The 15,255-nt window shown below is 40.5% G+C and carries 11 protein-coding genes; 6 read left to right on the top strand and 5 right to left on the bottom strand.

What is annotated here, in order from left to right:
- Position 1: 1 nt before the first annotated feature.
- Complete coding sequence (locus IFO69_RS06610) at positions 2 to 385, bottom strand: TraR/DksA family transcriptional regulator (RefSeq protein ID WP_192009282.1); 384 nt, start codon at positions 383 to 385, stop codon at positions 2 to 4.
- Between the two features lie 192 nt (positions 386 to 577).
- Between IFO69_RS06610 and IFO69_RS06605 the strand changes: the two genes are divergently transcribed.
- The gene (locus IFO69_RS06605) at positions 578 to 1,672 is read left to right on the top strand and encodes an isoaspartyl peptidase/L-asparaginase family protein (protein WP_192009281.1); all 1,095 of its coding nucleotides are present in this window, start codon (positions 578 to 580) and stop codon (positions 1,670 to 1,672) included.
- 53 nt (positions 1,673 to 1,725) lie between these two features.
- Here the strand turns inward: IFO69_RS06605 and IFO69_RS06600 are convergent, their stop codons facing one another.
- The gene (locus IFO69_RS06600; protein ID WP_192009280.1) at positions 1,726 to 3,819 is read right to left on the bottom strand and encodes a lamin tail domain-containing protein; all 2,094 of its coding nucleotides are present in this window, start codon (positions 3,817 to 3,819) and stop codon (positions 1,726 to 1,728) included.
- Positions 3,820 to 4,224: 405 nt separating this feature from the next.
- Between IFO69_RS06600 and IFO69_RS06595 the strand changes: the two genes are divergently transcribed.
- From IFO69_RS06595 to IFO69_RS06585, 3 genes are all read left to right on the top strand, one after another.
- Positions 4,225 to 5,214, top strand: a complete 990-nt coding sequence (locus IFO69_RS06595; RefSeq protein WP_192009279.1) for an aspartate-semialdehyde dehydrogenase — start codon at positions 4,225 to 4,227, stop codon at positions 5,212 to 5,214.
- Positions 5,215 to 5,216: 2 nt separating this feature from the next.
- Entirely contained in the window at positions 5,217 to 6,416 is a 1,200-nt protein-coding gene (locus tag IFO69_RS06590) for a class I SAM-dependent methyltransferase (protein WP_192009278.1), read from the top strand.
- A 230-nt stretch (positions 6,417 to 6,646) separates the two neighbouring features.
- The gene (locus IFO69_RS06585; RefSeq protein WP_192009277.1) at positions 6,647 to 7,180 is read left to right on the top strand and encodes a macro domain-containing protein; all 534 of its coding nucleotides are present in this window, start codon (positions 6,647 to 6,649) and stop codon (positions 7,178 to 7,180) included.
- 313 nt (positions 7,181 to 7,493) lie between these two features.
- Here IFO69_RS06585 and infB read toward each other — a convergent pair whose 3' ends face one another.
- The 3 genes from infB to IFO69_RS06570 all read right to left on the bottom strand — a co-directional run bounded on the left by infB (position 7,494) and on the right by IFO69_RS06570 (position 12,331).
- A complete protein-coding gene (gene infB / locus IFO69_RS06580) occupies positions 7,494 to 10,535 on the bottom strand; it encodes a translation initiation factor IF-2 (RefSeq protein ID WP_192009276.1) in 3,042 nt (1,013 codons plus the stop codon).
- A gap of 72 nt (positions 10,536 to 10,607) precedes the next feature.
- Complete coding sequence (gene nusA, locus IFO69_RS06575; RefSeq protein ID WP_192009275.1) at positions 10,608 to 11,855, bottom strand: transcription termination factor NusA; 1,248 nt, start codon at positions 11,853 to 11,855, stop codon at positions 10,608 to 10,610.
- 5 nt (positions 11,856 to 11,860) lie between these two features.
- Positions 11,861 to 12,331 (bottom strand): ribosome maturation factor RimP, encoded by a 471-nt coding sequence (locus IFO69_RS06570; RefSeq protein ID WP_192009274.1) that lies wholly within the window; start codon positions 12,329 to 12,331, stop codon positions 11,861 to 11,863.
- A 397-nt stretch (positions 12,332 to 12,728) separates the two neighbouring features.
- Between IFO69_RS06570 and cysS the strand changes: the two genes are divergently transcribed.
- Together cysS and IFO69_RS06560 are read left to right on the top strand one after the other, a co-directional pair.
- Complete coding sequence (cysS, locus tag IFO69_RS06565) at positions 12,729 to 14,222, top strand: cysteine--tRNA ligase (RefSeq protein WP_192009273.1); 1,494 nt, start codon at positions 12,729 to 12,731, stop codon at positions 14,220 to 14,222.
- Positions 14,212 to 15,201: a M28 family peptidase gene (locus IFO69_RS06560; RefSeq protein ID WP_192009272.1), complete on the top strand. Its 990-nt coding sequence runs from the start codon at positions 14,212 to 14,214 to the stop codon at positions 15,199 to 15,201. The genes cysS and IFO69_RS06560 overlap by 11 nt, the downstream gene beginning before the upstream one ends.
- Positions 15,202 to 15,255: the final 54 nt, after the last annotated feature.

Raw genomic sequence — 15,255 nt, 5'->3', positions numbered from 1 at the left:
GTTACTTTTTAGCTAATTTAGCTTCAATGGAATGCATGGTATGAGGTACTGCTTTTAGTCTTTCTTTGGCAATTAGCTTACCCGTATCAACGCATACACCGTATGTGCCATTTTTAATTCTAATTAAAGCATTTTCCAAGTTGATGATGAATTTTTGCTGTCTGGCTGCCAATTGGCTCAGGCTTTCTCTTTCAAGTGTATCAGCTCCATCTTCCAATAGTTTCGAAGTGGAAGCGGTGAAGTCTGTTCCACTGTCATTTTTTTTGCTAAGTGTCTCTTTTAAAGAGAGAAGTTCTTCACGGGCCACGCTTAGCTTGTTGTTGATCAATTCCTCGAACTCTTTTAGTTCTTCTCTGGAATATGATGTTTTCTCTTCTTGACTCATAGTATTAGGTGTTAAGTGTCGATGGCTAAATAAATTTTTGACTTTCAAAAAGTCCCCTAAAATAAGGCGTCATTTTTAAAATCAAAAATATCACCAACAGAATTAAATGTGTTTCGTAAAGCTAAGGATATATATAAATATCTTTACTAATTTAATACGTTAATTGTCCATTGAATGGTTTAAATATATTATATGCTTAGAACGAAAACAGGTAGTTTGTTTGTATTGCTTTTTGTATTCCTTTTGTCTTGTTCTGGTACTAAAGAGGAGAATGAGGAATTAGAAGATCAAAATGTAGTTGTTAGTCAAGAGCAGCCCATTGCCTTGGTAATACATGGAGGAGCAGGAACTATCAAAAGAGAAAATATGACCCCGGAAAGAGAACAGGCTTATCGGGAAAAACTGGCTGAGGCTTTGAACCATGGATACGCGGTCTTGGAAAAGGGAGGTAAGTCAGTAGATGCTGTAATAGCTGCTATCAAGGTGATGGAGGATAGTCCACTTTTCAATGCGGGCAAGGGGGCTGTTTTTACCCATGATGCTCGAAATGAAATGGATGCGGCGATAATGGATGGGAAAACGAGAAATGCAGGTGCTGTTGCGGGTATAACCACTGTCAAGAATCCAATTACTGCTGCATTTGAAGTGATGCAAAACAGTCCTCATGTTTTTATGGTGGGTAAAGGGGCTGAGCAATTTGCCGAAGAGCAAGGGTTGGAAATAGTTGATCCCAGTTATTTTAGAGAGGAAAAAAGGTACGAACAATTGATGAAAATCATTGAGTCAGAACAGCAGCAGTTGGATCATTCCTCACTTCGTGAGATGGAATGGGAAGATCCTTATTTTAACGATAGAAAGTATGGGACAGTAGGTGCAGTGGCTGTTGACTCGGAGGGGAATGTGGCTGCTGCTACATCCACTGGTGGCATGACCAATAAACGCTATGGCAGAGTGGGGGATGTTCCTGTAATTGGGGCAGGTACTTATGCGGATAATGCGACTTGTGCTGTTTCGGCAACTGGCCATGGAGAATTTTTCATCAGGAATGTCGTTGGTCATGAGATTGCCTCAATCATGCGATATGCTGGTAAATCTCTGGATCAAGCTGCTAAAGAAGTGGTCATGGATCAGTTGGTGAAAATGGAAGGAAGCGGAGGTGTTATATCTATCGATAAAGATGCCAATATTAGCATGCCTTTTAATTCCGCGGGGATGTATAGAGGGTATATTAAAGAGAAAGGTAAGGCAAATACTTTTATCTATAATGATGAGGATGAAGGTTTGTAAAGGAAGTGACCTCGTTGGTTCTTGGAGAGGTCACTTGTTTTCTTAAAAATGGTTTACTGTAATTTACTTCCAACTATGATTGTTTCTTTGATTGTTGACACTTGGCCGTTTAGGTGAACCATTTCTACCAAAGCAATATAATATCCTGGTCTGACTTTAATACCTGCTTCGTTGGTACCACTCCAAGTGTAAAAACCAACAATTCCCCAGCTTTCATTTTGGCAGATGGTTTTGATAAGCTGTCCATCTGTGCCGTAGATTTTAATGGAGCCAAAGTAACCTGGTTCTGTCATTTTATAGCTTATAGTTGTAAAAGGTTGTTCGCCCGTTGCATCAGGTAGGAAGACTTTAGGGCTAATTTGAATTTCTTGATTTAAATCGTTCAGCTCCAGGCTTTGTGAATTCTTATAGCCAGGTGTTGCAAAACCTTCAGTGCTTGCTGCAGAATGCCAGTTTTTAGGCTCATTGGTTTCATGTTCAGGAGTGAAGCGCTCCAAAGAAACTCCTTTTGTATTTTGGATCAATTCATGATGAAATTTATCTGAATAGTCGAAACGTTCTTGGAGGCTTTCTTCAGGGTTTAATAGAACAACACTCCCTTCAGCAATGGGATAACTGGGCAAATTATTGATTTCAATCCATTTAGAGACAACACCCTTGGGATATTCTTGATGAAGAAGATTGATATCCGTTGTGACCACCAAGTAGTCAAATGGTGCAATAATCAAGGTTTTTTCTTCTATAATTTTTCTATTATCAATCGCGTCTTGGGAGACATTGGCAAGTTTCCAATTGGCTAAGTCAATGTATTTTGAGGAGTGGTTATAAATCTCCACAAACTTAGGTGTTCCGCTTCTGGGGTTGAAGAGTATTTCATTTAAGAGGATCTCTCCTATTTCTGCTTCCGAAGGAATCTGGAAATTGGCGGTATTGAAAGATAGATCAATTGAATTGCCAGCGCAGTCATAAAGGTCTGTTACGGTAATTTGATAGGCTGTTTTTTCAGATAAATTGTTTTTTAACTTCAAAATGATTTCAGTGCTATTCTCTGGAGAAACAAATGCTTCAGTAAGTTCAACTGTCTTATTGAATCCCCAAGTAACATTGGAAAGGTCCGTATTCAAGCTCTCGTTGAATTGTAATATAATTGTTGAGGGGTCTGATGCCAATGCTTTTAGAAGGCGAGGAGCGACCATGTCTGGAGTATTGTCAAATATGGAGTTTTCTCTTCCTGGAGTTCCTTTTGAAGGGTCTTCTGAAGCTTTTAAAAGTAGGGACTGATTACATGAGGAAAAGGGATTTACTACTTCTAGGCTGTAGCCATTATTAGCTTTATCTGAGCTGCCATAGCTTTGCTGATTATAACTTAATTGGTCTATGATTTGGTCGTTTGGGTCGCATAAGATGACCTGATCGCTACTGTTGACAAACCTAGGCCAAGTACTTAGGCCAATCACTTTTCCGAAGGCACTAAATGCTGAAGCATCATCCTCATCAACGATGATAGCATATTCCCCTGGGGAAACAGTAGAAACTGGAAACACAGCTGATCGACTGGAGTTCTTTAAATGAAAGCCTCCAAGCGCAATAGTTCGGTCACTCGTATTGTAGATCTCAATGTATTCAGCATAGGGAAGTGGGTTTCCATTTTTTGGTGCAGCCATGACTTCATTGATGACCAGCTCTTTTTGGGCAACGTTGGCTTTGCGGTTTGTTTTAAAGGAGAAGCTTTCGCGAACAATTTTATTCCCATTTGAGTCCAATACTCCACTTACTTTTAGGGTACAATTCAGGGAGTCAATTGGATATTCAAAGTTCAGAATCACTTGAAAGGATGAATTGGCCCAAGTCACTTCAATTGGTGCCCTGCCATCAATGTCATAAAAATTTGGGATAACTGAAAAAACAGGATCAAGTGGTTTATCAAAGGTAACCATGATGGAGTTTTTACTTCTGCGATTAACATGGACGATTTTGGCAGGGATTGTATCTGGATTGATGGGAGGTGAATTGAATTGACCCTTTGATTCTATCCTTGAATTTTGGGTTTTCAATTGGCTATTAGTAAATCCAAAGAGGATTGGGATTGAAGTATTTGTGTGGTGAATCAGGTTGTTTGGTGTTTCCTCTAACGGTCTTTTATTCAAATTTTTATCTAATCTTTCGGGTTCGGTAGATATTTTAAGATTTTCTACTCCGTTAGTGGATGATTTTCCGTAACTTGCGGCACTAAAATTTGAAGGCCTCTGGTTTGAAAAATAGAAGGGCGATGATTCTACTTTTTTTGAGATTTGGAAGGATGCAAAAAGTAGCATTCCAAAGCAAATAAAAAAAGAAGTAGGTGAATTAAAACAGTAAGATTTCATACCTAAAAATTTTGGGCTGCTAAATTGGGGAGACTAAATAAACATCAGCCAATCCAAAATAGGCAGCAGATAAAAATTGAATCCATGAAATTTCTAACTCCGTTATTAATAGGAGCCATCTTTCAAAAAAACCAAGCTGAAAAATTTAAAATACTATAAAAATCAATTAATAGAAAGTTTTCAACGATGAAATTAGCTGTTGTAGGAGCGACTGGTTTAGTTGGCTCAGAGATTCTTGAGGTGCTAGCGGAGCACAATTTCCCTTTTGATGAATTGCTTTTAGTGGCCAGTGAAAGGTCTGCGGGAAAGAAGATTACTTTCAAGGATAAGGAATACACAGTGATAGGCCTGGCACAGGCAGTGGCTGAAAAGCCAGATGTAGCCATTTTCTCTGCAGGTGGAGAGACGTCCAAAGAATGGGCACCGAAATTTGCTGAGGCAGGTACTATTGTAGTGGACAATTCTTCTGCTTGGAGAATGGACCCTACCAAAAAACTGGTTGTTCCTGAGATCAACGCTAAATCTCTGAAGATTGATGACAGGATCATAGCGAATCCAAACTGTTCGACCATCCAAATGGTTTTGGCTTTGGCGCCATTACGTGAGCGATATGGGATTAAGAGAGTGGTTGTATCCACTTACCAATCGGTTACAGGAAGTGGCTTAAAAGCGGTAAACCAGTTGATGGATGAACGGGAAGGAAAAGACGGAGAGAAAGCATACCCTCATAAAATTGACTTAAATGTCTTGCCTCATATTGATGTATTCCAAGAGAATGGATACACCAAAGAGGAAATGAAGATGATCAATGAGACCAAAAAGATTTTTGATGATCAATCCATTCAGGTGACGGCTACTACCGTTAGGATTCCTGTAATGGGAGGTCACTCAGAATCAGTAAATGTGGAATTCAAAGAAGATTTCGATATCGCTGAAGTGAAGCAACTATTGTCAGCTACACCTGGTGTAATTGTGGAGGATGATGTAGCCAATAATGTCTACCCAATGCCAATGAATGCGCACAAGCGCGATGAGGTTTTTGTGGGTAGATTGAGAAGGGACGAGTCTCAGCCAAATACTTTGAACATGTGGATTGTGGCAGATAACCTTAGAAAAGGAGCTGCTACCAATGCAGTTCAAATTGCTGAGTACCTAGTAGAGCATAGCTTGGTGTAAATTTGGAAGCTTCCAAAATATATACTCCATTATTGTTTCAATTTGTGCAGGATCATCTCCATGAAGATCCTGCACAATTGCTTTTAAAGCACCATCAAAATACTTCCTTGGATGTCAAGGAAGCCGTCCAACAAATTTCGGCCCGAAAGAAAGCTCAGGTGAAGTTGCCTTCTTGGGTGGCCAATCATAATGTTATTTTTCCCCCATCGATCTCCTTGGAACAATGTTCCTCTGAATTGACAGCAAAATTTAAAAGCCGATTGGCAAAGGGGGGCAGCCTAGTAGATTTAACTGGTGGTTTTGGGGTAGATACTTTTTTTTTAGGGGCTCATTTCGATAAGGTACTTTATCTGGAGCGACAGGCGAAATTGGCTGAAATTGCTGCCATGAATTTTTCCCAGCTTAGTGAAATTAGAGGTAAATATGAAGTCCGGTCCGGTGATTCGATCGAATATTTGAGGGAAACGGAAAGCGCTTTTGATTGGATTTTTGTGGATCCGGCCAGAAGAGGAGGACATAATCAGAAGTTATATAAGTTAGCGGATTGTGAGCCAGATATAATCAGTCACTGGAAGATGATGGCTAGGAAGGCTAGGCATATTATGGTAAAGGCTTCGCCCATGTTGGACATCAAAGAAGCTTTACGCGAAATACCAGCAGTCAGTCATCTTCATGTCGTCGGTGTCAAGAATGAGGTAAAAGAGATTTTATTGATTTGGGAGAGAGACGCTGAAGTAGGTTCGCCAAAGGTAAGCTGCTGGAACCTATCAGAAGAATTCGATGAATTTTTTGAGTTTTCATACGAGGAAGAAACACTTGCTCAGGCAACTTTTGGTTTCCCTGAGAAGTATTTGGTACTTCCCTCTGCTGCTATTTTAAAAGCCGGAGCTTTTAAATCCTTTTCCCAACAATACGGATTGAAGAAATTGCATCCTAATACTCATGTCTACACCTCTGATCAGTTGATTGCTCCAGTTCAAGGAAGGGTATTTGAAATTCTAGAAGAGCAAAAACTTGACAAAAAGCAGATCAAAAAGACATTTCCATCTGGAAAAGTAAATGTTTTGGTTAGGAACCATCCCTTGAAGCCGGATATGATCAAAAAAAAATATAAACTTCAGGACGGAGGAGATGAATATCTTTTTGCAGTGACCACCTTGGATGATTCACCAAAGGTTTATAAGTGTAAGCGAGTGGGCTAGCCTGGTGGTTGATTATGCTTCTTTTTTAGGTTAACTTAGTTGAGTTTAAAGTTCTTTATGTATATCCGCAATTTTACCAGTAAAGATTAAAACGAATCGAAGCGATCCTTTTGATTAAAGTATCCATTGCTTCAGGCTTCAGTTCTATTTGGCAGTTTGACAGGCTTCCGACACTTGAGCAAAGGATTTATGGTTACTGGCATCATAGCGGATAATCAGAAAGTTTTTTGATGGCTAGGTTAATCAATCATATTGAACTGATCAATCGGCAAGGGGATATTACCAAACAATCCGATGTTGATGTGATTGTCAATGCCGCCAATGCGCAGCTTAGGACTGGCGGAGGTGTGGCAGGGGCGATTCACAGAGCTGCAGGACCAGACCTCGAGCGAGCTGCCATTCCACTTGGCCCCATACAACCAGGAGAGGCGGTGATCACAGAAGCATTTCGACTACCCAACAAATATATAATTCATTGCCTTGGCCCCGTCTATGGGAAGGATAAACCTGAAGCAAAAATTCTTGGTAATTGCTATCGGGAAGCGTTGAAGCTGGCGGATGATTATCAAATGACTTCTATTGCTTTTCCGGCCATCTCAACTGGGATCTTTGGTTACCCTGTGGAGGAAGCAGCAAAAGTCGCTTTTTCATCAATCATGGCAATTCTGCCTGAATTAAAATCGATCAGAAAGATTTATTTTGTGTTGTTTGGGGATAATGATTTTAGGATTCATGAAGAAGAGTTGAAGAGACTCATCCCTTAAGGTATATTTATTAAAGCAAGAAGTGACTAAGGACTTCATACAGTATGAAAAAGAATACTGCCAATGTTCCATACACTTGAAGAACTCTTAACCGGTTACACCTGTCCATAAACCAAAGTACATAAACAGGTCTGATAAAACCCGCCAGAATACTGATAATGGAGGCGTAACAAAGGGTTTTTAATAGCAATACGAGAGCAATACCCATGATTGAATTTTATTGTGTTAGGCTAAATAATGTTTTGGAAATGAAAAAGAAAAAGGACAGTTAGAAAACTGTCCTTTTGACTTTAAGCGTGTGTATTTAGTTGAATTATTTTTTTCTTTTGATTTCACGCATTTCGTATCCTTCGATAGTGTCTTCCAGTTTGATGTCATTATATCCTTTGATGGAAATACCACATTCATAACCTGCTTTCACTTCTGCTACATCATCTTTGAAACGCTTCAACTGATCAATTTCTCCATCATGAATAACGATACCATCACGGATAATTCTGATTTTATTCTTTCTGGTTACATATCCATCGGTTACATAACACCCTGCAACGGTTCCTACTTTAGAAATCTTGAAGACTTCCCTTACCTGGATGTTACCAGTAATCACCTCTTCGAATTCAGGCTCTAGCATACCCTCGATGGCATCCTTGATTTGGTTAATGGCATCGTAGATGATAGAGTAATGTCTGATTTCGATTTCTTCCTGCTCTGCCAACTTCTTGGCACTGGTAGAAGGTCTCACCTGGAATCCAAGGATAATGGCGTCCGATGCAGAAGCAAGAAGGACGTCAGATTCAGAAATCTGACCAACACCTTTGTGGATAATATTGACACTTACCTCATCCTTGGAAAGTTTCAGTAAGGAATCAGACAAGGCTTCCACAGAACCATCCACATCACCTTTGATAATGATGTTAAGTTCTTTAAAGCTTCCGATAGCCAAACGTCTACCAATTTCGTCCAAAGTAATATGTTTCTTGGTACGCATACTTTGTTCTCTATTGATCTGCTCTCTAGAGTTAGCGATTTCCCTGGCTTCACGTTCAGTGTCGTATACTTTCAAGATGTCACCTGCCTGAGGAGCTCCGCTCAAGCCCAATACTTGGACTGGAGTAGATGGCTCAGCTTCCTTCACTTTTTTGCCAGTATGGTCAAACATCGCTTTTACCCTACCGTAGTGTTGGCCGGCCAGCATGATATCACCAATTTTCAAAGTACCTGCTTGGACCATCACAGTGGATACATATCCACGTCCTTTATCCAAAGAGGCTTCAACCACGGTACCTACTGCATTTCTGTTTGGATTGGCAGTAAGTTCAAGGATTTCGGCTTCTAGCAATACTTTTTCGAGCAATTCATCTATTCCTTGACCTGTCTTGGCAGAGATTTCTTGAGACTGGTATTTACCGCCCCATTCTTCCACCAATAGGTTCATGTTAGCCAATTCCTCTTTGATTTTGTTCGGGTTGGCATTTGGCTTATCTACTTTGTTGATAGCAAATATCATCGGTACACCAGCCACCTGAGCGTGGTTGATGGCTTCTTTCGTCTGAGGCATGATGCTGTCATCAGCCGCGATTACGATGATGGCCACGTCCGTGATTTTCGCACCACGGGCTCTCATGGCTGTAAAAGCTTCGTGACCAGGAGTATCCAAGAAAGCGATTTTTTCGCCATTGTCGGTTTTAACATCATAAGCACCAATGTGCTGGGTAATACCACCTGCTTCACCACTGGTTACTTTAGAGCTTCTGATGTAATCCAGCAAGGAAGTTTTACCATGATCGACGTGTCCCATGATGGTAACGATAGGAGCTCTTGGTTCCAAATCTTCTGGGCTATCAACTTCTTCGACTTCACTCTCTTCTTCATCTGTTTTGGTAAACTCCACTTCATAGCCAAATTCATCTGCGATAATGGTGATTGCTTCGGCATCCAGTCGTTGGTTGATGGAGACAAACATACCCAATGACATGCAAACTGAGATGATCTCGTTTACAGAAACATCCAATAAAGAAGCCAAGTCATTTGCAGAGATAAACTCAGTTACTTTTAGTACTTTGCTTTCTTCCTGTCCTTCTACATTGTGATCTTTGGTTCTTTCAGAACGCTTGTCTCTTCTGCTCTTGCTCTTACCTCCTCCAGACTTGCCACCGCCTTGAAGACGGGCAAGGGTTTGTTTGATTTGGTCTTGGATTTCCTTTTGGGTAGGCTCCACTTTTTGGAATCGGTTGCCGCCTCCTTTTTGTTGGTTGCCTCCAGGTCTTTTACGTCCACCTTGTTGGTTTCGATTACCGCCTCCCTGTTGGTTTCGGTTGCCCTGAGGGCCACCTGCATTACCACCAGGTCGATTGCCTTGACCTGCTCCAGGACCACCTGTTCCTGGCTTATCGATTCGCTTACGTGGGCGTTTCTTTTTATCTTTTCCTCGCTCATCTGAGGAGGCTACAGGTTTTGCTTTTTTCTTCGGCTTATCTTTAGGGAGTTCTATTTTCCCTAGTACAGTTAGGCCTTTTAGCGCGTCAGCTTTAGCAGAAATTACTGAATCAGAATTTTCCTTTTTGACTTCCGTCTTAGGAGTTTCTGATGGAGAGGTTTTTTCTTCTGGTTTGTTAGAAGGAGTTGCTGCGGGCTTCTCAGCTTGCGGCTTTTGTACTTTTGATGCGTCAGAGGTCTGAGCCTTCCCAGGTTCAGCTTTAGGGGTAGTTTTAGCGTCTTCTTTTTGCTCAGACTTCTCAGCCTTAGGTGTTTCTTTTGGTTTTTCAGGAGTCTTTTCCTGATGTTTTTCTACTGCAGGAGGAGCTTCTACTGGCTTTTCAGCTTTAGGAGCTTCTGCAGGTTTTTCGGCTGGCTTAGGAGTTTCCTGGGCAGCTTTTGGTTTTTCTTCTTTTTTGGGCTCTTCTTTTTTGCCCTTGTTTTGACCACTTAGGTCAATTTTACCCAATACCTTAATGCCAGGAAGCTTCTCTGCTTCGGAAGTAACTTTGCTACCCTCTTCCTTTTTAGGAGTTTCTACAGGTGCAGGTTGCTGCTTCTCTTCTTGCTTAGGAGCAGGCGCTACTGGCTGGTTTGGTTCTTCTTTTTTTGCTTCTTCAGGCACAGATTCAGATTCTGCTTTGATGGTAAAGTTTTCATTGTGACGTTTACCAATGGAAAGGTGGGACGCTTCCTCCTTTTCCTGTGCAGAGGACTTAAACTCCTTAGCCAACATGTTAAACTGATCTTGGCTGATCTTGGAGTTAGGGTTGCTCTCTACATCAAAGCCTTTCTTGGCCATAGACTCAACAATTGAGGAAATCCCCACATTGAGCTTTCTGGCTACCTGGCCTAATCGCATCATTTTTTCTTCTGACATACGCTAAAACCTCTTGCTAATTTTTTATTGATGTAAATATGCCACTAATGTTATCCCATCAGGGCAAATGATTTACTGTTCAAATTCCTGTTTTAATATTCTGAAGATCTCCTCGATAGTTTCTTCTTCGAGCTCAGTTCTTCTGGTTAGGTCTTCAGTAGACAATGCTAATACGCTTTTTGCAGTGTCCAGACCTGTTTTCTTCAACTCTTCAATAATCCAACCCTCAATTTCGTCAGAAAATTCGGATAGATCGACATCTTCTTCTTCCTCGTAATCAGAAAGTTCTCTGAAGACATCTATTTCGTAGCCCACCAAACGGCTGGCCAATCTGATATTATACCCTCCTTTTCCGATGGCCAAAGATACTTGATCAGGCTTTAAAAAGACAGAAAGTCTCTTCTCTTCTTCATTGGCTGAAATCGAGCTGACCTTGGCTGGACTTAGGGCTCTCGAAACATATAGTTCTAAGTTATCAGTGTAGTTAATGACATCAATGTTCTCGTTTTGAAGTTCACGAACTACAGCATGAATCCTGCTTCCTTTCATACCCACACATGCACCTACTGGATCAATACGATCATCATAAGATTCTACGGCTACCTTGGCTCTTTCTCCTGGCTCTCTGACAATCTTCTTGATAGTGATCAATCCATCATAAACTTCCGGTACTTCATTTTCAAACAATCTTTCCAAGAAAATTGGAGAAGTTCTTGAAAGAATGATTCGTGGGTTGCCGTTGACCATTTCCACTTTGTGGACAATGGATTTTACGGTATCTCCTTTTCGGAAACGGTCCTTAGGGATTTGTTCTCCTTTTGGAAGGATCAGCTCATTGCCTTCACCGTCCATTAAAAGCATTTCTCTTCCTAAGATTTGGTAAACTTCAGCAGTGATGATTTCACCTACCAACTCCTCATATTGTTGGAAAAGCAAGTCTTTTTCCAAATCCTTGATCTTCTGGATCAAAGTCTGTCTTGCCATCATCACGGCTCTTCTTCCAAAGTCCTCCAATTCGATTCTTTCGTAAGTCTCTTCGCCAATTTCAAAATCAGGTTCGATTTTTCTGGCTTCGGATAGGCTGATTTTGTCATGATCCCAGATGTCTTCCGAATTATCGTCAACAATTTCCCTGATCCTCCAAATCTCAAGGTCACCTTTGTCTGCGTTGATGATTACATCGAAATTCTCATCTGTTTCGTACTTTTTACGAATCATTGCTCTAAACACATCTTCCAAGATGCGGATCATGGTAGGACGATCCACATTTTTTGATCTTGCAAATTCTGCAAACGATTCTATCAGAACTTTAGCATCCATTTTTTTTATTTAAAAGAGACTAATACAATTGATTTCTTAATTTGCTCCAAAGCTATTGTTGCTTCTACTTCAACAGCTTTTTTGCCTTTTTCTTTTTGTTTTACCAATAGGTTGATGGCCGATTGGTCTACGCTCAAGAGCTTTCCTTCCATTTTCTCACCATTTTCCATGGTGACCTGAAGGTTCCTCCCTATGTTTTTTTGATATTGTCTCCTGCCAGTAAGTGGGTGGTCCAGTCCTGGTGAAGAAACTTCAAGCACATAGGCTTTTTCTATTATTTCTTTGGCTTCTAATTCTTCGCCTACAGCTCTGCTGACTGTAGCGCAGGTGTCGATATTTAAACCTCCATCTGCATCAATAAGAATGCTGACTTTTTGCTTAGGGCCTTTCTCATTGATGAGGACATCTACCACAAAATGAGAATCATCGGGCAAATGCTTCGTTACAATCTCCTCGATGGTCTGCTTCAAACTCATACTACACTTACCTATAATGAAAGAGGGGACGTTGTGTCCCCTCTCGTAAACGACTTAATACGGTACAAATGTAATAAATTTTTTTTCGGAAAAAAAGTGGCTTTTTGATCATATAATATTTTTAACGAGGTTTTTTTCATCATAAGCTCCTTTTTTGATCGGAAATCCTATGTGCTATCCATTTAATCAGTACATGGAGCATGTATTACCTAAAGAATATTTGAATTTAAAAAGTCGATTATCTTTTTTGCGAAGCTGATTTTAATATTTTTGAATCTGAATCTTTTTTGTTTCGATTGAGTTTTATTCCATCCAAAGGGCAGAAAAATGAATTTTAACAGATAGTTTTGTGACCCAAATGACTGCTAATTTCCTGTCGGTTTAATTAAATTTGTTTATGATTTCCAAAGAATTAAAGATTTACAATACGCTTTCGCGTGAAAAAGAACTTTTTGAGCCACTAAAGCCACCATTTGTTGGGATGTATGTTTGTGGACCTACCGTTTATGGAGATGCACATTTAGGACATTCCCGACCTGCAGTCACTTTTGATACCGTGTATCGGTATTTGAGTCATCTTGGGTACAAAGTAAGGTATGTAAGGAACATTACTGACGTGGGGCATTTACAGGGAGATGCAGATGATGGAGAGGACAAGATTGCCAAAAAGGCAAAGCTGGAGCAGTTGGAGCCGATGGAAGTGGCCCAATACTATACTGATACTTACCATAGGGATATGGAATCCCTAAATACCAATAAACCCAATATTGAACCAAGGGCTACAGGACACATTCCAGAGCAGATCCAATTGGTAAAAGATATTTTGGATGCTGGTTTTGCCTATGAAGTAAATGGTAGTGTGTATTTTGATGTGCTCAAGTATAATAGTGAAAAGCCATATGGCAAGCTTTCCGGAAGGGTGGTGGATGAATTGATGAGTGGGAGCAGAGAGTTGGATGGTCAGGATGAAAAAAGAAACCCGATTGATTTTGCTTTATGGAAAAATGCCTCTCCAGAGCATTTGATGAAGTGGGAATCACCATGGGGATTGGGCTTTCCCGGTTGGCATTTAGAATGCACCGCCATGAGTTCCAAGTATCTTGGCAATCAGTTTGATATTCATGGTGGTGGGATGGACTTGATGTTTCCTCACCATGAGTGTGAAATCGCCCAAGGTAATGCAGGTCATGGGCATGACCCCGCTAAATACTGGATGCATAATAATATGATTACCATCAATGGTCAAAAGATGGGCAAATCACTTGGTAATTTTATTACCCTTCAGGAGTTGTTTACTGGCAAGCATGATCTTCTTGATCAAGCCTATTCTCCAATGACCATCAGGTATTTTATTTTGACGGCGCACTATAGGTCTACTTTGGATTTCTCCAACGAAGCTCTGAAGGCGGCACAAAAAGGATACAAAAAAATTATCAATGGATTGAGAATTGCTAAAAGTTTGGAGTACACAGAAGAGGAAGGTGTAGTTAGGGATGAAAAGCAAATTCAGCAGATTGAAAAGAGTATTGAAAGTGCCTATAGGGCGATGAACGATGATTTTAATTCTGCCCAAGCCATTGGACATTTGTTTAACTTATTGAAGAAAATTAATAGTCTTTACACAGGTCAGCTGAAGGCATCAGTTTTAGGCAAAGATGTTTTTGAGAAATTAAATGCTACTTTCGTCGTTTTTGTAGAGGAAATATTAGGGCTTTTAGAAGAGAAGTCTGACAAGCAGCAGGAATTGCTGGAAATCCTTCTAAGGGTTTACCAAGAAGCCAAACTGGCCAAAAATTATGACAAGGTAGATGAAATCAGGTCTGCGTTGAAATCAATTGGTGTAGTGGTAAAGGATATGAAAGATAAAGTAGATTGGGCATATGAAGAATAATTTAGTCTGGGCTATAGTTTTACTATGGTTTTTGGGAGCATGTGGAGATCACAAAAGTGAAGTTGTAGTAGAAGAACCTCAGGTTGAGGTTGCCTTGAGTGATGTTCCTGTATTTAATGTGGACTCTGCATATCAGTACATTCAGGATCAGGTTGATTTTGGGCCAAGGGTTCCCAATACCGAATCACACAAAGCCACTGCTGCTTGGCTACAGGACAAATTCAAGTCATTTGGGCTGGGTGTAGAGGTTCAGGAATTTGAGGCCGAGGCCTATGATGGGAAAAAACTGGAGTTGATGAACATCATTGCTTCCTTTAATCCATCAGCCAAGAAAAGAGTAATTTTGGCAGCCCACTGGGATACCAGAAGGATTGCTGATAAAGATACCGAGCGAATCAATGAACCAATTGATGGTGCCAATGACGGTGCCAGTGGGGTAGGGGTTTTGTTAGAAATAGCCAGAAGCATTTCAAATGCAGAACTAAAACCTGATATTGGGATTGATTTTATTTTGTTTGATGGTGAGGATGATGGAAAGCCTGAGTCTGCCAAAGGTGGGACAGATGATGCCAAATGGTGGTGTTTGGGCTCTCAATATTGGTCCAGAAATCCTCATGAGCGTGGCTATGCGGCTTATTATGGGATCTTGGTGGACATGGTTGGAGCAAAAGGAGCTCGCTTTTACAAAGAAGGTGTTTCTCAGCAATATGCAAAAGGGATTGTGACGAAAGTATGGAATTTCGCCCATTCAATAGGTCACAGTGATTTTTTTCAGATGAGAGATTCTCATGCGATCACAGATGATCATATTCCTGTAAATGAAATAGCCCGGATTCCAATGATTGACATCATTGATTATTCCCCTGATTTTGGATTTGGTAGGTACCACCACAAGCATTCCGATAACATGGAGGTTATTGATAAACGAACGCTTAAGGCTGTTGGAGAGACAGTTTTATTCACCATCTACCAAGAATAAACTTAGTCCCAAGTGTGGGGAATAGGTGTTCTCTTGTAAAAAATGTATATTCAT

The organism is Echinicola arenosa (genome assembly GCF_014841125.1).
In the GTDB taxonomy this organism is placed as follows: Bacteria; Bacteroidota; Bacteroidia; order Cytophagales; family Cyclobacteriaceae; genus Echinicola; species Echinicola arenosa.
This window is presented reverse-complemented; position numbering and strand designations above follow the sequence as displayed.